Origin of the sequence: Coprococcus sp. AF19-8AC (genome assembly GCF_003603115.1) — a bacterium.
Classification (GTDB): Bacteria; Bacillota; Clostridia; order Lachnospirales; family Lachnospiraceae; genus Coprococcus; species Coprococcus aceti.
Window position 1 is genome coordinate 848913 of sequence record NZ_QTMI01000001.1, and the last position, 18669, is coordinate 867581.

General features: G+C 43.4%; 19 protein-coding genes. 2 read left to right on the forward strand and 17 right to left on the reverse strand.

What is annotated here, in order from left to right:
* Window positions 1–29 precede the first annotated feature (29 nt).
* The 6 genes from DWX57_RS03845 to recA all read right to left on the reverse strand — a co-directional run bounded on the left by DWX57_RS03845 (window position 30) and on the right by recA (window position 6028).
* The gene (locus DWX57_RS03845) at window positions 30–878 is read right to left on the reverse strand and encodes a formate/nitrite transporter family protein (RefSeq protein WP_055222574.1); all 849 of its coding nucleotides are present in this window, start codon (window positions 876–878) and stop codon (window positions 30–32) included.
* Between the two features lie 34 nt (window positions 879–912).
* Window positions 913–1791, reverse strand: coding sequence for a site-specific tyrosine recombinase XerD (gene xerD, locus DWX57_RS03850; RefSeq protein WP_117549009.1), 879 nt, complete (start codon window positions 1789–1791; stop codon window positions 913–915).
* A gap of 225 nt (window positions 1792–2016) precedes the next feature.
* Window positions 2017–2571, reverse strand: a complete 555-nt coding sequence (locus DWX57_RS03855; protein ID WP_120123067.1) for an NUDIX hydrolase — start codon at window positions 2569–2571, stop codon at window positions 2017–2019.
* 157 nt (window positions 2572–2728) lie between these two features.
* Complete coding sequence (rny, locus tag DWX57_RS03860) at window positions 2729–4282, reverse strand: ribonuclease Y (protein WP_022216535.1); 1554 nt, start codon at window positions 4280–4282, stop codon at window positions 2729–2731.
* A 74-nt stretch (window positions 4283–4356) separates the two neighbouring features.
* A complete protein-coding gene (locus tag DWX57_RS03865) occupies window positions 4357–4989 on the reverse strand; it encodes a regulatory protein RecX (RefSeq protein WP_243106165.1) in 633 nt (210 codons plus the stop codon).
* The gene (gene recA / locus DWX57_RS03870) at window positions 4970–6028 is read right to left on the reverse strand and encodes a recombinase RecA (RefSeq protein WP_022216537.1); all 1059 of its coding nucleotides are present in this window, start codon (window positions 6026–6028) and stop codon (window positions 4970–4972) included. Before recA ends, DWX57_RS03865 begins: the two co-directional genes overlap by 20 nt.
* A 290-nt stretch (window positions 6029–6318) precedes the next feature.
* Between recA and DWX57_RS03875 the strand changes: the two genes are divergently transcribed.
* Window positions 6319–7563: a tRNA(Met) cytidine acetate ligase gene (locus tag DWX57_RS03875; protein ID WP_117549011.1), complete on the forward strand. Its 1245-nt coding sequence runs from the start codon at window positions 6319–6321 to the stop codon at window positions 7561–7563.
* Between the two features lie 480 nt (window positions 7564–8043).
* Here the strand turns inward: DWX57_RS03875 and DWX57_RS13970 are convergent, their stop codons facing one another.
* From DWX57_RS13970 to DWX57_RS03920, 8 genes are all read right to left on the reverse strand, one after another.
* Window positions 8044–8508, reverse strand: a complete 465-nt coding sequence (locus DWX57_RS13970) for a hypothetical protein (protein WP_147344391.1) — start codon at window positions 8506–8508, stop codon at window positions 8044–8046.
* Between the two features lie 47 nt (window positions 8509–8555).
* A complete protein-coding gene (locus DWX57_RS03890; protein WP_117549013.1) occupies window positions 8556–9299 on the reverse strand; it encodes a hypothetical protein in 744 nt (247 codons plus the stop codon).
* A gap of 46 nt (window positions 9300–9345) precedes the next feature.
* Complete coding sequence (gene coaD / locus DWX57_RS03895; protein WP_117549014.1) at window positions 9346–9834, reverse strand: pantetheine-phosphate adenylyltransferase; 489 nt, start codon at window positions 9832–9834, stop codon at window positions 9346–9348.
* A complete protein-coding gene (rsmD, locus tag DWX57_RS03900) occupies window positions 9827–10393 on the reverse strand; it encodes a 16S rRNA (guanine(966)-N(2))-methyltransferase RsmD (protein WP_117549015.1) in 567 nt (188 codons plus the stop codon). The genes coaD and rsmD overlap by 8 nt, the downstream gene beginning before the upstream one ends.
* A 104-nt stretch (window positions 10394–10497) precedes the next feature.
* Window positions 10498–12090: a cellulase family glycosylhydrolase gene (locus DWX57_RS03905; protein WP_120123068.1), complete on the reverse strand. Its 1593-nt coding sequence runs from the start codon at window positions 12088–12090 to the stop codon at window positions 10498–10500.
* Between the two features lie 20 nt (window positions 12091–12110).
* Complete coding sequence (gene recG / locus DWX57_RS03910; RefSeq protein WP_120123069.1) at window positions 12111–14147, reverse strand: ATP-dependent DNA helicase RecG; 2037 nt, start codon at window positions 14145–14147, stop codon at window positions 12111–12113.
* Between the two features lie 42 nt (window positions 14148–14189).
* Window positions 14190–15881, reverse strand: coding sequence for a DAK2 domain-containing protein (locus DWX57_RS03915; RefSeq protein WP_055144575.1), 1692 nt, complete (start codon window positions 15879–15881; stop codon window positions 14190–14192).
* A gap of 18 nt (window positions 15882–15899) precedes the next feature.
* A complete protein-coding gene (locus DWX57_RS03920; RefSeq protein ID WP_015534873.1) occupies window positions 15900–16259 on the reverse strand; it encodes an Asp23/Gls24 family envelope stress response protein in 360 nt (119 codons plus the stop codon).
* A 224-nt stretch (window positions 16260–16483) separates the two neighbouring features.
* Between DWX57_RS03920 and rpmB the strand changes: the two genes are divergently transcribed.
* Window positions 16484–16669, forward strand: a complete 186-nt coding sequence (rpmB, locus tag DWX57_RS03925; protein ID WP_015534872.1) for a 50S ribosomal protein L28 — start codon at window positions 16484–16486, stop codon at window positions 16667–16669.
* A gap of 320 nt (window positions 16670–16989) precedes the next feature.
* On the opposite strand, the gene DWX57_RS03930 is transcribed toward rpmB, so the two are convergent.
* The 3 genes from DWX57_RS03930 to DWX57_RS03940 are packed head-to-tail and all read right to left on the reverse strand — an operon-like array spanning window position 16990 to window position 18660.
* Window positions 16990–17406, reverse strand: coding sequence for a GerW family sporulation protein (locus DWX57_RS03930; protein ID WP_117549019.1), 417 nt, complete (start codon window positions 17404–17406; stop codon window positions 16990–16992).
* A 1-nt stretch (window position 17407) separates the two neighbouring features.
* The gene (locus DWX57_RS03935) at window positions 17408–18304 is read right to left on the reverse strand and encodes a DUF2953 domain-containing protein (protein ID WP_120123070.1); all 897 of its coding nucleotides are present in this window, start codon (window positions 18302–18304) and stop codon (window positions 17408–17410) included.
* A gap of 32 nt (window positions 18305–18336) precedes the next feature.
* Window positions 18337–18660, reverse strand: coding sequence for a hypothetical protein (locus tag DWX57_RS03940; RefSeq protein ID WP_015534869.1), 324 nt, complete (start codon window positions 18658–18660; stop codon window positions 18337–18339).
* Between the last annotated feature and the right edge of the window lie 9 nt (window positions 18661–18669).

Genomic DNA, 18669 nt, shown 5'->3' on the forward strand with positions numbered 1-18669 from the left:
CTTGTTGCCTATAAGTCTGGCGCCAAATTCTACTCTTCCACCTTTTTAGGCTTGTTGATGATGTAAAGTCCAATTCCCACTATCAGACCACCGCCGATGATATTACCAAGCGTTACAGGGAGGAGATTTTTACTGAAGAAATGTCCCACTGTGAGCTGGTCACTTATCTGCTGTGCGGTATATCCATAGAGCTCGCATGCCTTGTCCACGTACTTGCTGTTTGATGCAGCCATCAGACCTGCAGGTATATAGTACATATTTGCAACGCAGTGCTCAAAACCTGACACGACGAATACCATTATCGGGAAGAAGCATGCAAACAGCTTTCCAATTATATCCTTAGCCGAAGATGACATGAGAACCGCGATACACACGAGAACATTACACATTATTCCCGACATGAACGCATTGCAAAAATCAAGGCCTGTCTTACCCATAGCCACCTTGATGGTATAAGCGCCAAGGCCGCCTGCTGAATTATCAAACTGACCGCTTCCATATATAAGAGCTGCAGTCACAACTGATCCAAGCATATTGCTGAGATATACAATAACCCAATTCTTGAGCATCTGCACAAGCTTTATCCTACCATCAATAACCGCTGTTATCATCATACAGTTTCCGGTAAACAGCTCTGCACCGATAATCGATAACATCATGAGTCCTACAGGGAATATACATCCTGCAAGAGTCTTCGCAAGTCCGAAATTGTCCACCGTATGCACCGCAAGGTTTGATCCCTCAGCTCCTATCGCAATGAACATTCCTGCAAAGAATCCCATCATAATCATCTTGTACAGCTTGAGATTTGCCTTTCCAACAGCACCCTTGAGATTATTCTCAATGATCTGTGCCGGAACGTAGTAATTGTTTTCCATGATTTAATTGTCTCCTTAGTTTATAAGTTATTTGTTAGGCCCTCGGATATGCCTTTGCATATTCTTCCTTGAGCTTACTCTGCTTATTTGTAAGATATATCTGGGTTGTCGCAATATCCACATGTCCAAGCATCTCTTGAACAGACTTTATATCCGCTCCATTCCCCAACATATGCGAGGCAAATGAATGCCTTATCATATGAGGTGTTATATCCTTATCTATGCCGGCCTTAGCCGCATAATACTTTATTATCTTCCAGAATCCCTGTCTCGTCATAGGTGCACCCTTGCAGTTGAAGAACAGATAATCACTGCCTCCACTCATATCATCGCGCACCTCAGTAATATATCTGCTGAGGGCTCTCTGAGCAACCTCCGCAACCGGAACAGTCCTCACCCTGTCGCCGTCGTGGCACTCAATGAACCCAAGCTTTATGTTGACATCCGTGAGTTTCAATGTCACAAGCTCTGTAACACGTATTCCTGTAGCATACAACAGCTCCAGCATCGCCTTATCCCTGATCTCCTTTGGAGTCTTGTTGGTAGGCTGGTCGAGAAGCTTGTTCACCTCACTTATGGTAAGCGTCTCAGGAACCTTCTTCACGATCTTCGGAGGCTTGATATTCTCCGTTGGATCCTCATTCACAATCCTCTCCCTCATGAGATAGGCATAGAATGACTTTATGGATGCAATGTTACGTGACACCGTAGCCATGGACATCCCCTGTTTCTCCATTTCCAACACATACGAAGTGATATAAGTTTCATTAATATCATCAATCCTCGTTATGCCCTTCTCGTCAAAATACCTGTAGAATTTTATCAGATCTCTCCGATATGATGCAACAGTATTCTCGCTGGATTTTTTTACATTTCTTAAATAATCAACATATCTGTCTATGTATTGTTCCACTAATTTATCCCCTTAGTTATGTAGACTGAATTATATTATAAATATAAATGTAAATAAAATCAAACACTATTTTAACAAGTAAAATCAAGGCTTCACGGCATTTTTAGCAAAAGTACAAAATGCGGTGCGCGATCAAATTATGTATACTAGATATTGACATAATTCTTTTCAAAAATATTTCACATTTTTTAATTCCGACAATGTTTCAGTTGAATTTTCTATGTTTCAAATTATGTGATTGCTTGTTTGGGAGCATTTCTTACCCCAATATGCGTAGATTGCAATTATTGTTTTGGAATCCACTATCCTGCCATCTCTTATCATATTGAGTGCATCATCAAGACCTATCTCCTCGGTCTCTATAAATTCATTCTCGTCCAATGCACATATTCCTCTGGTAAGTTTCCTGCCTATATACACGTAAGTCTGTTCATCACTTGTACCGATAGCCAGAACTGTTCTAGTCACATACTCCACAACCTTCGCGGTAAACCCTGTCTCTTCCCTGAGTTCTCTTCTGGCTGCATCTTCAGGAGACTCTCCCTCATCGATAAAACCAGCCGGAACCTCGTAGGTTATATCATCAATAGAATTCCTGTACTGTTTTATCAATATGATCGATCCATCGTCTTTCACCGGAAGGATGCACGCTCCCGGATGATGCTTTATCAGATCATATACAACATTTCTGCCGTCAGGCAGTTCAAGATAGTCGTTATATACATCAAACACATGCGCCCTGTAAGCCTCTTCAGTTTTTATTTTCTTAAATTTTTCCATTTATCGATCACCTATCTTCCCGTTTTCATAGTTCATCATGCATACAAATTACGAAACATATACACCTCAATTATCTTCAAGCACCGGCTTGATGTTATCTTCATTATATGACAAATCATAAAAAGGGTTTGTAGATCATCTCTACAAACCCTAATTTTTATTTTGCGTAATCTGTCACGCGTGACTCTCTTATAATATTTACCTTAATCTGTCCAGGATACTCAAGCTCGTCTTCGATCTGCTTTGCAATATCTCTAGCCAGCAATACCATATCAGAATCGCTTACATGCTCAGGAACTACCATTACACGAATTTCTCTACCTGCCTGAATAGCAAATGTCTTATCTACACCCTTATGAGAATTAGCAATATCCTCTAACTTCTTAAGTCTTGTAGTATAAGTCTCCAAGGTCTCTCTTCTTGCTCCCGGTCTTGCAGCAGAAATTGTATCTGCAGCCTGTACCAGAAGTGCTATCAATGACTCAGGCTCAACATCACCGTGATGTGATTCTACCGCATTGACAACAAGCGCTGACTCTTTGTACTTTCTACAAAGATCTGCACCGATCTGAACATGTGAACCCTCCATCTCATGATCAAGTGATTTACCTATATCATGGAGTAATCCAGCACGCTTTGCAACCTTGATATCGACACCTATCTCTCCGGCCAACAAACCACACAACTGAGCTACCTCAACAGAGTGCTTCAATGCGTTCTGTCCGTAGCTTGTTCTAAATTTCAACTTTCCAAGAAGTCTTACCAGCTCTGGATGGATTCCGTGAATTCCTACCTCAAGAGTAGCAGCTTCACCTTCCTCGCGCATCATGTTTTCAACTTCCTTCTGCGCTTTCTCAACCATCTCTTCGATTCTGGCTGGATGGATTCTACCATCCACGATGAGTTTCTCAAGTGCAATTCTTGCTACCTCACGTCTTACCGGATCAAAGCTTGATAAGATAACTGCCTCAGGAGTATCGTCTATGATAAGATCTACGCCTGTGAGAGTTTCAAGGGTACGAATATTTCTACCCTCTCTACCAATTATCCTACCCTTCATCTCGTCGTTAGGTAACTGAACTAATGAGATCGTTGTCTCTGAGATATGATCAACCGCACATCTCTGTATTGCATTGACAACATACTCCTTCGCCTTCTTGTTCGCTTCTTCTTTAGCTCTGGTTTCTAATTCCTTGACCATAACTGCTGTTTCATGCTTTACTTCATCTTCAACAGTCTTTAATAAGTATTCTTTTGCTTGTTCAGAGGTCAAACCTGAAATTCTTTCAAGTTCCTGTAAACGTTTCGCCTGTAACTCTTCAACCTTAGCCTTCTGCTTGTCCAGCGCGCTTTCCTTGTTAGCTAAACTAGCTTCCTTCTTCTCAACTGCCTCAGTCTTCTTATCAAGATTCTCTTCACGTGCAAGAATTCTCTTCTCCATACGTGAAAGTTCTCCACGTCTGTCCTTTACTTCCTTTTCAAGGTCATTACGTGTCTTAAGGGAATCTTCCTTTGCCTCAAGCAGTATCTCGCGCTTCTTAGCCTCGGCGGTCTTCTGAGCTTCGTCAATAATCTCTCTTGCCTGTGACTCTGCTCTTCCTATCTTGGTCTCTACTATGTTCTTGCGATATGCAATAGCGATAAACCATGTAGCAACAAGCAGTGCAACTACAACAACAGCGATTATTCCCCATACTATTGGTGAATTCACAGGAGCACCTCCTTATTAAGTTTTCATTGTACAAGAATACAACTATTTAAGTTTAATATTTTTAAGATGTTATGTCAAGTAATATCAGAGACAATATTTCGTATACACTCAGAAACCTTACGCCTGTCAAAACCCTTGCTGTACATGTATGCATAGACTTTATCACGCTTTTCAGTCAGTTCTTCCACAGTGTATTTTTTTTGTAAAATGTGTGTTATCCTGTCGCTTTCGTCTGATATGTCTGAGTCTTCCACAGCCAGATCGATAATATCCTGGCCTATATGCTTTGCCTGCAATTCAAATCGTATGACACGAATGCCTTTTTTAGCGGAGTTTCTGCGTATATATCCACATGCATACCTGTAATCATCTATATATCCATACGACTTCAGTTTGTCGATGGTCTGATCCACGATCTCTTCGTCGTAATACAGATCCTTAAGCTTCTGCCTGATATCGTATTCACACTTGTCCGAAAACTTTATGGAGTTCACAGCCTTGTTCATGGCACGTTTGAACAGATAGTCCCGTCTGAATTTCTCAAGTTTACTCCATTCTATCTCACCGTCACAGGCAAGATGTAATCTTCGTATATCCGATGCATAGACCGATGAAAAAGGCTCATAGTCCACAAACAGACAAAACCTTTTATCATCGATCTTCCTGATATCAGTGACAGTTGCGATCCTACTCATCTGCTCCATCATCTACAGTGTTCTCGGCAGACTCTCCGGCAACACCAACCGCCTCTCTTACCTTCTGCTCTATCTCATCACAGATAGCTGTATTGTTCTCAAGATATGCCTTCGCATTCTCTCTTCCCTGACCTATCTTATTGCCGTTGTATGCGTACCATGCACCGGACTTATCCACTATGTCGTTCGCAACAGCAAGATCAAGAATATCTCCAACCTTAGATATACCCTTGCCGAACACGATATCGAACTCAGCCTCCTTGAATGGAGGAGCCACCTTGTTCTTAACTATCTTAACTCTTGTTCTGTTACCTACGATCTCACCGCCCTGTCTGAGCGTATCAATTCTTCTTACGTCAAGTCTTACGGAAGCATAGAACTTAAGTGCACGACCACCTGTTGTAACCTCAGGGTTACCGAACACAACTCCAACCTTCTCTCTAAGCTGATTGATAAATATGACAACACAGTTGGTCTTACTGACAACAGCAGTGAGCTTTCTGAGCGCCTGTGACATAAGTCTGGCATGAAGTCCCATATGCGAATCGCCCATCTCTCCGTCTATCTCTGCCTTTGGTACAAGTGCAGCAACAGAGTCCACGATAACGACATCAACCGCTCCCGATCTGACCATGGTCTCTGTGATCTCAAGCGCCTGCTCTCCGCAGTCAGGCTGTGATATGTAAAGATTGTCTATATCTACACCTATGTTCTTGGCATATGTCGGATCAAGTGCATGCTCGGCATCTATAAAGCCTGCGATTCCGCCTCTCTTCTGTATCTCAGCAACAATGTGAAGTGCTACCGTCGTCTTACCACTCGACTCAGGTCCGAACACCTCTATGATTCTTCCTCTAGGCACACCGCCAAGTCCAAGTGCTATATCAAGGCTGAGGGATCCTGTAGGGATCACATCTATATTCATATTCGCATTGGAATCGCCAAGCTTCATCACCGAACCCTTACCATACTGCTTCTCTATCTGTGCTATAGCGGCATCCAATGCCTTTCTCTTATCATCAATATTTACATTACCGGAATTATTCGCCATTGTATCTTCCTCCTAAACATATGTTCGATTATCTTTTAATATAGTATTAGATTATTGCCACTTTGTCAACCATAAATTGGCTGCCTTCACTTAATTAATCAATATCTGTCTGGTATGTGGGGATCATCGGCATCAGAACAATGCCGCATCTTGAATTTTTCACTTAACATCTTTATGTCCGTCATTATAACACACTTTACAGCCATTAATTATTAAGATAGAATAAACTTTACCGACAAAGGCATTATAAATCGTGACAGGTTATAAAACACGCATTTCAAGGAGGAGCCATGAGCACAGTAGGCATAGTTTGCGAATACAATCCATTTCACAAGGGACACGAATATCAGATACAGCAGGCGAAGCTTCTAACTGGTGCCGAACATGTCATATGCTTTATGAGCGGCAATTTTCTTCAGAGAGGCGTTCCTGCCATAGCAGATAAGCACACAAGAACCGAGATAGCTTTGAGATGCGGTGTAGACGCTGTGTTCGAGATTCCATTTGTATACGCATCATCAAGTGCCAGAGACTATGCACATGCCGCAGTCTGCATGATGAACGCTCTTGATGGCATAGACTATATCTCATTCGGCGCAGAATGTGATGACATTGATCTTCTGCAAAAAATTGCCGAACTCACCGTCAATGAACCGCCACAGGTATCGGAATCCATAAAAAAATCCGTATCTTCGGGCATCTCATATGGATCAGCCAGAGCAGCCGCCATCTCCGAGTATCTGCAGAACCAGAACCTTACCGGTTATACCAGCGCTGATCTTGACCGTATCCTGGCAAGCCCGAACAACATTCTGGCCATAGAGTATATTGCTACTCTTATACAGACAGACTCCAGGATCAAAACTGTCCCGATCAGAAGGATCTTATCAGAATACAACAGCACTGCCACCGACAACGACATCTGTTCGGCCTCAGCCATACGTGAGCTACTCCGGTCAAGTGATGTTGAAAGCTTAAGGCGCCACATTCCTGACAGTTGCTACAACATCCTGCAAAACGCGTACAGAAAGTCATTTCCGATGTTCGACGACGACCTGTCTCATCTCCTGTCAGCACGAAGGATACTTGCTCCGTGCACGGATGACATCGTTGACATGGATAGAGATCTCTGCAACCGTCTCTCCAGGCTTGACACAAATCTATCCTTTACTGAGACCGCAACAGCACTTAAATGCAGGAATTATACTCTCACGCACATTCAGAGAGGTCTGCTGCACACCATCACAGACCTGAGATGTGATGACTATTCCCATTTTAAAGAAAACGGCTGGATAGCCTACATCAAGCTTCTTGGACTAAAAAAAGATGCAGGTGCCGTGATAAAAAGCATGAAAAAGGCTTCGCAGGTACCGATCATAACCCGTTCAGCCGAGATATACAAAAATACAGATTCCACAGGTCTGTCCATGTTCTCATACGACATAAAAGCCGCAGACATATACAGAAACATGGTATACAACAAATACAAAATCAGTATAAAGACCGATTTTGAACAACCTGTCATAGTTATATGACATATTCTTATTTATCATATTTGCTCTATAAAATGAATACAATTGGCATATGAAGAACGTATGTTATATAATTCTAACAGCTTCAATTATAATATTTGCATGTTTAAATTCAGACATCATCAGATCCGGATGCACCCAGGGGTTACAGCTATGGTACTCATCCATTGTGCCTATTCTGCTCCCCTTTATGCTGCTGACCGGTGTTATAACCAGCTTTCTCAGATCGATACAGGTATCAAAATGCTGCGCATATGCGATCATCTTTATAATAGGCCTGCTATGCGGTTTTCCCACAGGCACGATCATCATAGCTTTCTTTTACCGAAAGAGGATCATCTCTGAAAACGTATGTCAGAGCCTACTCCCGATGTGCAACAATATAAGTCCGATGTTTCTTTACAATTACATATACAGGGATCATTTGATGGAATATATATCGTTTGCACGGCTGATCGAGGCTGTATATCTTCCACAGATCATTTATACTGTAATAGCGCTTACTCTGTCATGTATGTCATCCCACCGCTCCAGCACTTCCACGGAGCTGCTTACTGCCGCAACAGTCCAGGTATCATCAGACAACCAGAGCCCCAATTCAGGGAATCCAGAAAATACGTATTCTGACATAATAAGCAGCTCGGTACACAATATAACTGTGATCGGTGTGTACATGGTCATATTTGCCATTGCAGGAAATCTTATGTGCAGATACTTTTCAGGCGATGCATGCACCATCATATCCGCATATCTGGAGATAGGCAGCGGTGTTCCAATATTATACGGCATGGATATTTCCACAAAAATAAAGACAGCCCTCATTCTCTCACTCACTGCCTTTGGAGGGCTATCAGCCTTGTTCCAAAGCCGTGATATGATAAGAATATCCAGGCTGTCATTCATAAAATACACAACAGGGAAAACAGTATGTGCCTTCCTGTGTTTCATTTTCTATATGATGTTTCTGTAAATACATCCTGTATCATCTGGCGTGATTACTCGTCGAGGAACTCCTCATCATCCTCATCCTCGTCGTCATATTCATCATCATCCTCGTCATCATAATCCTCATCGTCAGAGTCGTCTGATGAATACTCTGTCTTGCCGTATACATTGTAATCTGTGTTGTCATCATCAGCAAATGCTGAATCGTCAGCACTTGGCTGTACCTGCTCAGGAACGCCATTGATCTGAGCTATGCTTGAATCAAGCTCTGCCATATTGTCAGCAACTCTTGCCGCATTGTCCTCAAGAGACTTAATGAGATTCTCATAGTTTGCTCTCTCTGCCTGAAGTGTTGCATTTATATACTGGCTGATCTCTGTGAGCTTGTCCTTTGAATAGTACATAGAACCTGCTCTGACTTCCCTGGCATCTGCATTCGCCTCAGCGATGATCTGTTCAGCCTGACTTCTCGCCATGTCTGTTATCTCATTCGCTCTGATGTTGGCAAGCTCAACTATCTGGCTCTGATCAACCAGTCTGTTTGCCTCTGCAACAGACTCTGTGATGATAGAATCAGCTCTCGCTCTTGCATCTGCAAGTATAGCCTCCTTGTTTCTCATGATCTTCTTACATCTCTCTATCTCATTAGGCAGCTTGAGCTTGAGTTCGCCCACCATCTGCTCCAGATCTTCCTTTGGTACAATAATCTTACTGGATGACAATGGCTGATACTTACAATTGTCAATAAATATCTCTATCTCACTGATCATCTCTTCAATACCTTTTCTTGCCATGTTTTTCTCCTCCTAATAATCTATCCAAAAATTCTTCCTTCGTCTGTCAGTCTCTGTCTGTCGAATATCGGTCTCTCAATGTATCCCTGATCTCCTCCGGGATAAAATCATGTACATCCACACCAAAGCTCGCATATTCCTTGACCACGCTTGAGCTAAGGTACGAATACTCAATACTGGTTGCAAGAAAAACCGTGTCAATATCCGGGGCAACTTTCCTGTTGCTCTGGGCAATCTGTAATTCATACTCAAAATCCGACACAGCCCGAAGGCCTCTCACTATGACCTTCACGTCGTTCTGTCTTGCAAAATCCACCAGCAGTCCTCCAAAACCCATAACTTTCACGTTCGGGATATCTGAGACTACATTCTTTAACATATTAACACGTTCTTCCAAAGAAAACAATGGAGATTTTGCGGTATTATTGAGCACCCCGACTATAAGCTCATCAAACATTTCCGCAGATCTCTTAATTATATCCAGGTGGCCAAGTGTCACCGGATCAAAACTTCCCGGATAAATAGCTCTACTCATCTTCCAGTCTCCTATATATAAATGTATGTTTATTGGTCTTATATTTCTTCGTCTTATAAAGCTCCAGTCCCAGATCATCAAGATAATCAAAATCCGTGTCAAGATCCGACTCCACAATGACCATTGTGTCATAATCCATCAGAGGTGAACCTGCAAGCCTTTCAAGCACAGCCTTTTCCAAAAGCTTTCCATATGGAGGATCCATAAATATTACATCGAATGCCTTCCCCTGTCTCCCCAGCATCCCCACTGCCTGAACAGCATCCGCTGACAATACCTGCGCCCTGTCGGCAAGCTTTGTAAACGCAAGGTTTTTATTGATACACTCCACTGCCTTTCTGCTGTTCTCAACAAATACTGCCATGTCTGCCCCACGGCTGAGCGCCTCTATTCCAATAGCTCCACTTCCGCTGAACACATCAAGGAACCGACATCCCGGAATATCATTTGAGAGCATATTAAACAAGGTTTCTTTTATCCTGTCCGTTGTCGGTCTGGTATCCATCGAATCAACCGTCACCAACTTCAGACTTCTTGCACTACCGGCAATAACCCTCATATTAATCTCCTATCTATATGTACTGTTTATTGTAAACGTTCTCCGCCAGACATTCTTATACCATGCCTTCTGCGAAATTACAAGAAGAGCTTCCAATCTTCACTCTATTTTCCCATTATTCTGTCTCTCACGTATTTTCCGGTATCCGACAGATCTCCATCGGAAAAGCTGCCCGTGGCTGTTGAATCAGACTTTATAAGTGCCGATGTCTCATTCTTGTTACACAGACTCCATGATGAATAGCTGAGATTATTCTCGTTTATAAGCTCGAACCACTCGTCAGATGAATCGTAATCAATACCTCCATTGCCCGATGCATCGCACAGGCTGAACTCACTCACAAATACAGGAAGTCCGTTGTCCAGAGCCGTCTTAACCTTATTTCTCAGGTCATCCTTGTGGGTAGCCGCATAAAAATGCACTGCGTACATGATGTTGTCATAACCGGTTATCGGATCCTGTGACGCAATATCGACATCCTGGCTCCAGTTTGGAGTTCCCACGATTATCAGAGCATCTTTGTCGTTTGCCCTGATGACCGGTATTATAGTCTCGGCATACGACTTGACACTGCTCCACTGGGTTCCACCATTCGGCTCGTTGCAGATCTCATATATGACATTCTCCTGTGCCGCATATTTCTTAGATACCTTGTCAAAGAATTCTTTTGCATCATCTATATGATTATTCGGATCACTGTCGCTTAGTATGTGCCAGTCAACTATGACATACATGCCAAGCTCAGTCGCTGCACTAACTCCTTTGTCGACAAGAGCAAGTATCTCGTCCTTATCTCCGCCACTGCAGTATCCGTAGCTGTCTCCTGTATCCGTATACATCGCAAGTCTTATAAGATTTGCACCCCAGTCATCCCGCAGAGTCTCAAAGGCTTCCTTATTCACATAATCAGGGAACCATGTGATTCCATGGGTGCTGACACCCTTAAGCTGATATTTGTCTCCATTCATGTCCACTATATCCGTTCCTTTTACCGAAAGTTTTCCATGTGTTTCAAATGGGATCTCTCCCGGAACATTTGTATTGTTTTTCTTCTCAGTGGCAGCGGATTCTGTATTTTTCCTGCCTCCGCTTGTTTCATTGCTGTCGGTCTTCTCAGGCGCTGAAGCTACCATCTTAAGACCATCTCCGCTGTACTGTGTGTCATTTACATACAGCACGTATTTCTCAACGGCGAGGTCATCTGAAGAGAAATTATATCCGAGGTTGATACTGCCCTTAGCAGGTATCTCCTGGGTGTAATCCACGGCCTTTATTGACACTGTTTTGCCTGATATCTTGTACTCTCCGCCCCATATCTGATCTACAGCCGGAGTTCCCTTATATGTAATCTCAAGCTTCCAGTCCTTTGCAGACGCAGATGTGTTGTTATATATGTTGATGCTCTCTGTAGCACACTTTTTGCCATCTGCCTCCCACGTGGTATCATGTCCTATCTCAGCATAGAAATCGCCTGCAATATCCAAGGATTGGTCATCCTGTTTTTCTGACGACTCAGTTGTATCGCCCATATTGTCATCACTTTTCACTTCTTCTGTGCCTGCAGAAGTCTCCTGCAGCGTTTCTTTCTTAACGGAATCACCTTTCTTTCCCGAAGCGATCACATATCCCATAACCGCTATAATTATCAGCAAAATGCCAATAATTATTCCCATAACTATCGTTTTCTTATTTTTCATGGTATACCCCCTTTTTTTATTTATAATACAGGCATAGTGTACAGCCTGTCATCCCCTTTGTTTATCAGTTTCGCATCTATCTCCTGTCCATAGCGGTCGTATACGTCCTGCGCCGCCCTAAGCATGTCAGCATGATTGTATATATCCCCAACCTTGAACATCAGCTCCCCGCTCTGTCTTATTCCAAAGAAATCGCCCGGGCCCCTCATCTTGAGATCCTCACCGGCTATATAGAAGCCGTCATTTGACTTCTCCAGAACATTCAGTCTCTCCATAGTATCCTTATCCTTTTTTCCGCTCATGAAAATACAGTACGACTGGAGATTTCCTCTTCCTACACGTCCCCTGAGCTGATGGAGCTGCGCAAGGCCAAAACGCTCTGCATTCTCCACCATCATAACTGTGGCATTTGGATTGTTTATTCCAACCTCTATGACCGTAGTTGAGACAAGAATGCTTATCTTACCATCCGCAAAGTCCTGGAGTATCCTGTTCTTTTCCTCCGCCTTCATCTTACCGTGCAAACATACCACCGAAGTGTCAGCGCCATATCCATCCCTGATGGACTTCTTCAGCTCCTCCGTATACTCAGTCACATTTGCAACATCGTCCAGAACTTCGCTGGCCTCCACCATCGGGCAGACTATATATATCTGATGCCCCTGTGAGACCTCCTTCATGATAAAGCCGAGAGCCGTCTTCCTGTAGCTCTCATCCACAACGCAGTTCTTGATCGGGATTCTTCCCGCCGGGAGCTCATCTATAACTGAAATGTCAAGATCGCCATACATGATGATCGCAAGGGTTCTCGGAATAGGTGTGGCACTCATAACAAGCGTGTGCGGAGCTTCTCCCTTTGACGCAAGTCTCTCGCGCTGCTTTACACCGAATCTGTGCTGCTCATCAGTTACAACAAGCGCCAGTCTTCCATACTCCACCTTGTCCTGTATGAGGGCATGTGTTCCGACCACAACCTGCACATCCATATTCTTGATACGGCTGTACATCTCTCTTTTCTCTTTCGCTGTCATGGAACCAGTCAGAAGTCCCACAGATATTCCGTATGGCTCAAACAGTGAACTGAGCTCCTTGTAATGCTGAACCGCCAGAACCTCAGTCGGTGCCATGATCACTCCCTGATAGCCACTTGCAGCCACTGCGTATAATCCGGCTGCTGCAACTATGGTTTTTCCTGATCCGACATCCCCCTGAACCAGCCTGTTCATGACATGTTCAGAGCGCATATCGCCAAGCATATCACGCACCGCATTCATCTGCGCCCCGGTAAGCTTGAACCTCAAGTTCTCAATAAACGTCCTGACCTCCTCATCACAGTTTATTATACATGTATTTTCTGCATACACATTGTCGTCTTTTATCCTGTGAAGGTTTGATATAAAGCTGTAAAATTCATCAAATGCCATCCTCTTCACAGCCCCCTTGAGCTTCTGCTCATCCTGAGGAAAATGAATCGAGTGGATAGCCTTTTGTATACCCATAATATGGTACTCATCAAGCACATTGTCATGCAGGTAATCCTCAAGCCTGTCTATGGCTTCCTCTGCGCCTCTCACAGCCTTCTGTATGGTCTTTGAGGTTATACCGGGCGTTACCGTGTACACCGGCTGCCAAACATGCGTAAGTTCGCCGTATTTATCATCAGTGTAGTATTCCGGCTGCGTCATGGTCATCATACTGCCCTTATAAGCCACATTTCCTACAAACACAAACTCCTGACCTATATGAAAGAAATTACGCAAAAAAGGACAATTAAACCAGGTAAGTTTAATTGTCCCAGAGAAATCCTTTGCGTACAATATTACTATGGTCAGTCCATGTACTTTTCTGACCTCCGCACGGCTGTTCACAACAGCCCTCACGGACTGCCTGCTTCCCGCCTGCAGATCTGATATATCCACCGGATCCTCATAGGTGACATATGTCCTGGGGTAATTGAGAAGCAGATCGTTCACCGTCTCTATCCCAAGCCGGGCAAATGCCGACGCAGTCTTGTCACCTATGCCTTTTATTGTCTTTATGGAGTCATTCAATTCCATACATACACCTCTTCACAACGGATCTCACAGATACACAGAAAGTTATTCCACAGATACTATATAATAGTATATCGGCTGTCCGCCATAGTAGCACTGCACATCAACGTCCGGATATGCCTCCTCCACTCTGCCAGCAAGCTTCTGCGCATCCTCCTCAGACACATCAGCACCATTATATATGCTTATAACCTCTGAATCCTCATCGACCGCATCTGCGATCAGTTCAAATGTTACATTCTCTATATCATTTCCAACACTGACAAGCCCCTTATCGCCGATACCCATGATATCGCCCTCCTTGATGGCCTTTCCATCGATCGAGGTATCTCTTACGGAATAAGTTACCTGTCCGCTTTTGACATTCTTGACAGCCGACTTCATGGCAGATCTGTTCTCGTCCACATCGACTGTACTGTCGAATGCGATCATGGCGCTTATGCCCTGAGGAGCATTCGCGGTTGGAATCACAATTATATTCTTATCTTCACACAGAGTTGCAGCCTGATTAGCCGCAAGAACAACATTCTTATTGTTCGGAAGTATAAATATATTCTCGGCATTCACATCATCGATCGCATTGAGCATATCCTCAGTGCTTGGATTCATGGTCTGTCCGCCTTCTATAACACGGTCTGCTCCAAGCTCTTCAAAAAGAGTCTTGAGACCATCACCCATGGATACCGTAATAAATCCATACTTCTTACGAGGCTCCTTATGCTCCTGCTTTCTGTGCTGTCTCTCTTCCTCCTGCTTCTCGGCCTCATCGCGCTCTGCCTGACCGATAACACGCTCATGATGCTCTATCCTCATGTTGTCTATCTTCATATTAGTAAGGTATCCAAGTGTAAGACCCTTTTCAAATGCCTGACCAGGATGGTTGGTATGCACATGTATCTTAACTATATCATCAAGAGATACACATACTATCGAGTCACCTATAGACTCGAGGAAGCTCTTCAGATCATCCTCCTCAGCCTCGCCATATGGCTTCTCAAGATTGATAATAAACTCTGTACAATATCCAAACTTTATATCCGCTGTGGATATGGAATCGTTGCCTGCGCCTGTGGATGTTCTTGCCACATTCACTGTTCCTGTGTTCTTGCTGAGTTCAACTGTAACTCTGCCCATGAGACAGTCGACAGCACCCTTGAGCACCACCATGAGTCCCTGTCCACCTGAATCGACCACGCCGGCTTCCTTCAGAACCGGAAGCATCTCAGGAGTGGAATCAAGAACGGCATCTCCATATTCAATAACCTCGTCACAGAACTGTGCAAGGGACATATCTGCATCAGCACACTCCCTTGCCTTGGACGCCACGCCCTTGGCAACTGTGAGAATCGTTCCCTCCTTAGGCTTCATGACAGCCTTATATGCAGTCTCCACAGCCTTCTGAAAAGCGTCTGCTATAACGTGAACATCTATGGTCCTTGCGTCCTGCACTTTCTTGCTGAAGCCTCTCAAAAGCTGTGACAAAATTACACCTGAGTTACCTCTGGCGCCTCTGAGCGAACCTGTGGACATGGCCTTTGCTATGGACTTCATATCATCAGGTGCCGCCTCAACCTCCTTCACTGCAGACAGGATTGTCAGCGTCATATTGGTTCCTGTATCTCCGTCAGGCACAGGGAACACATTAAGTTCATTGATATATTCCTTGTTCTTATCAAGATTATTGGCACCGGCAATAAATGCTTTCTTCAGTGCAAGCGCATCAATCGTATTACTCACTTTACTCTATCCTCCAAACTAATCAAGTACTTTAACATCTTCAACATAGACATTGATATGGCTGACCTTAAACGACGTAAAATCCTCTACCTTGTACTTTACCGACTGCATAAGATTGTCTGTGACAGCCTTTATACTAACGCCATAAGCAACAACTATGTGCAGCTCAATGACTATATCACCATTCTCATCAAAACGTACATTTACGCCCTTAGAAACATTGTCTCTGCGGAGCTGCTTTACAATTCCGTCCTTGACACTGACTATTCCCATTCCTACTATTCCAAAACAGTCAAGGGCTGTAAGTCCTGCAACCTGTGCAACAACACTCTCATCTATACTTACTTTACCGTTATCGCTATTAATATATTCCTTCATACACGACTCCTTTCTAACAAAGTCACCAGTGTTCATCATATCTACCGACTTATAAACACAATTACTCATCAATTATAGCATAAATCTAATTTTATTCTATAGTATTTCTTCATTTCCAATAAAAAATAAATATTTTGCTTGCATATGGAAAAATAATCTGCTATTATATGTCTTGTTGTGAACTTAGGAAGAAAGTTAGTTTATTCATTGAAGGAGGTGCTATTATGGCAAAATGTTCAATTTGTGATAAAGGTGCTCATTTCGGTATCAAAGTGAGCCACTCTCATAGAAGAGCAAACAAGATGTGGAAGTCAAATGTTAAGTCTGTTAAGGCTGTAGTTGATGGTACACCAAAGAAGATCTATGTTTGTACATCTTGCTTAAGATCTGGTAAGGTCGAGCGTGCATAATATTTGCATAATATCACCGATTCAGTTCTGGTATAAATAAGAGTGATGATCCTCAAGGATCATCACTCTTATTTTTTTATCTGCAGGAGAATATATAAGATAACAGCAATAATATAACGATTATGAGAAATTCCACAAATCCACTTATGAAATATCCTATAACCACTCCCACCGCTGTGAAGAAAAACGCAAATCCTGTGAATTTTTTCCAGATAAAAAATCACCACCATAATGATTTATTATCATTATATGTGGTGACTTTTTAATAATGCATTTCCCAACGCACTGAATCTTACTTATATTATATATTCTGATATTTATTATTCTGTGACAGATTCCTCTGACTGTGCGACATCATTTATCGCCTTGTCAACATTCTTCTCTTCCTCTGTCTTGTCCTTCTTGAACAGACCCACGACCTTATCTACGACCTCTGGGGCCATGTCTATGATCTTTGTTACGGCATCCTGGTTCTTGAGATTTACAAGTCTCGTATTTCCTCCTGAGACGACAAGAACAGCAGACGGGCTCATCTTTGCTCCGATTCCTCCGGCAGCTTTGTTGCCGTCCTGCTTATTGAACGCTCCGGCAGCCATACCAAAATTGACATCTACAAGAGGAATAATGATCGTGTCACCGACATACACAGGCTCTCCAACCACCGATTTCGATGATATAAAGCCATCCATTCCCTTAAACATAGAACCAAGTGTTCCCTCAATATTCATATTTGCCATATCAATTTCCTCCTGATATCTTTTTTAATCGAGCAATAGTTATCTTGACATTCTTGTTCCAGATCACCTTCAGCACGCTCCAGCCGATTGTTCCAAGTCTTATCCTGCCCTTCATGAACAGGTCTCCTTCCAGCCGGGCTTCAGAGAAATCCGGTGTTATATCTATATTATCATAGTATAGCGGGAAAAGCAGGCTCATATACCCCAGGCGCTCACCTGTTGTTGCCGGGTCATCCGCACCATATATGATCTGCCCCTTAAGCTTTGTGGGCTTAAGATGCTTTAACACCTTTATCAGTTCAACCTTGAAAACTCTCATGGCTTCCTTTGTTCTGACATTGTGTACAAGCTTAGTATAGCCATCTTTTTTCTTTTTCAGACTGGCAAACTTCTCTGACAGATCTTTGAACTTCGATACAACCGTCTTTGCCATACTGTCTATCCTTCTGCCCAGCCTGATGAGCGGCCCCGGTACGGGCTCCTCAAATTCGCTGTCCTCAAGAAGAAACCGCCTGTCCTCCGGCTCCACCGATGGATAGTCTTCATATCCCGGACTGTCAGAAGCTTCTTCCTCTGTCCCAGCCCGACTGTATTCCCCGGGTTCAGAATATACCTCTTCTTCCGGCTCCGGTATGGCACTTTTTTCGCTGCCCATGATGGTTCCGCCAAACAGCCTCAGCCTGTACCGAAGGCCGTCCGAATCATACAAAACCTTAAAACACAGGACAAAACCAAGCCATCTGGCAGAGAACTTCGCAAATATGTCATCATCCTTCTTCACATACGCCCTGTATCTCACCGGCGCAAACAATACGAGAAGTGCTAGAAGCACTACCAGTCCCACCAGCGACAGGATAACTATGAGCAGTATCTTCAATATCAACCAAACAATATGCATGCTCCATCCCCTTAGACCCAGAGACTATCTGGTCACGATGCAAAAAATCTCTCCACATCAACATCCCCGGTCTTCTTATATATATCATCTATTATATCCCTGACAAGCAGTACAGCCTGGAATCTGCTTGGAGCTGCACCGACAATATGTATAGCATCGCCCATGTCAGTGTAGATCTTCTGCCTGAGTTCATTCAACTCATATATCTCCAGAATCCCATCTCCAAACAACGGAAGTGTGATAACGAACACTCCAGGCACATATTTTACTCTGTGGAAGCGCCTTATTCCTCTGACCATCCTTATGATCTGCCGGTCCCGGGCTCCACCAACATAAAACTTATCATCAATGACCATATTCAATCA

Excerpts from the sequence above, each read along its gene's own strand:
- coaD (WP_117549014.1), bottom strand. The coding sequence starts at position 9,834 with ATGAGTAGAGCTATTTATCCGGGAAGTTTTGATCCGGTGACACTTGGC.
- DWX57_RS03890 (WP_117549013.1), bottom strand. The coding sequence starts at position 9,299 with ATGGCAAGAAAAGGTATTGAAGAGATGATCAGTGAGATAGAGATATTT.
- DWX57_RS03930 (WP_117549019.1), bottom strand. The coding sequence starts at position 17,406 with ATGGCAAATATGAATATTGAGGGAACACTTGGTTCTATGTTTAAGGGA.
- DWX57_RS03865 (WP_243106165.1), bottom strand. The coding sequence starts at position 4,989 with ATGATGGAGCAGATGAGTAGGATCGCAACTGTCACTGATATCAGGAAG.
- DWX57_RS03940 (WP_015534869.1), bottom strand. The coding sequence starts at position 18,660 with ATGGTCATTGATGATAAGTTTTATGTTGGTGGAGCCCGGGACCGGCAG.
- DWX57_RS03905 (WP_120123068.1), bottom strand. The coding sequence starts at position 12,090 with ATGAAAAATAAGAAAACGATAGTTATGGGAATAATTATTGGCATTTTG.
- DWX57_RS03920 (WP_015534873.1), bottom strand. The coding sequence starts at position 16,259 with ATGAAGGAATATATTAATAGCGATAACGGTAAAGTAAGTATAGATGAG.
- recG (WP_120123069.1), bottom strand. The coding sequence starts at position 14,147 with ATGGAATTGAATGACTCCATAAAGACAATAAAAGGCATAGGTGACAAG.
- DWX57_RS03875 (WP_117549011.1), top strand. The coding sequence starts at position 6,319 with ATGAGCACAGTAGGCATAGTTTGCGAATACAATCCATTTCACAAGGGA.
- DWX57_RS03855 (WP_120123067.1), bottom strand. The coding sequence starts at position 2,571 with ATGGAAAAATTTAAGAAAATAAAAACTGAAGAGGCTTACAGGGCGCAT.
- DWX57_RS03935 (WP_120123070.1), bottom strand. The coding sequence starts at position 18,304 with ATGCATATTGTTTGGTTGATATTGAAGATACTGCTCATAGTTATCCTG.
- DWX57_RS03845 (WP_055222574.1), bottom strand. The coding sequence starts at position 878 with ATGGAAAACAATTACTACGTTCCGGCACAGATCATTGAGAATAATCTC.
- rpmB (WP_015534872.1), top strand. The coding sequence starts at position 16,484 with ATGGCAAAATGTTCAATTTGTGATAAAGGTGCTCATTTCGGTATCAAA.
- rsmD (WP_117549015.1), bottom strand. The coding sequence starts at position 10,393 with ATGAGGGTTATTGCCGGTAGTGCAAGAAGTCTGAAGTTGGTGACGGTT.
- recA (WP_022216537.1), bottom strand. The coding sequence starts at position 6,028 with ATGGCGAATAATTCCGGTAATGTAAATATTGATGATAAGAGAAAGGCA.
- DWX57_RS13970 (WP_147344391.1), bottom strand. The coding sequence starts at position 8,508 with ATGAAACACAGGAAGGCACATACTGTTTTCCCTGTTGTGTATTTTATG.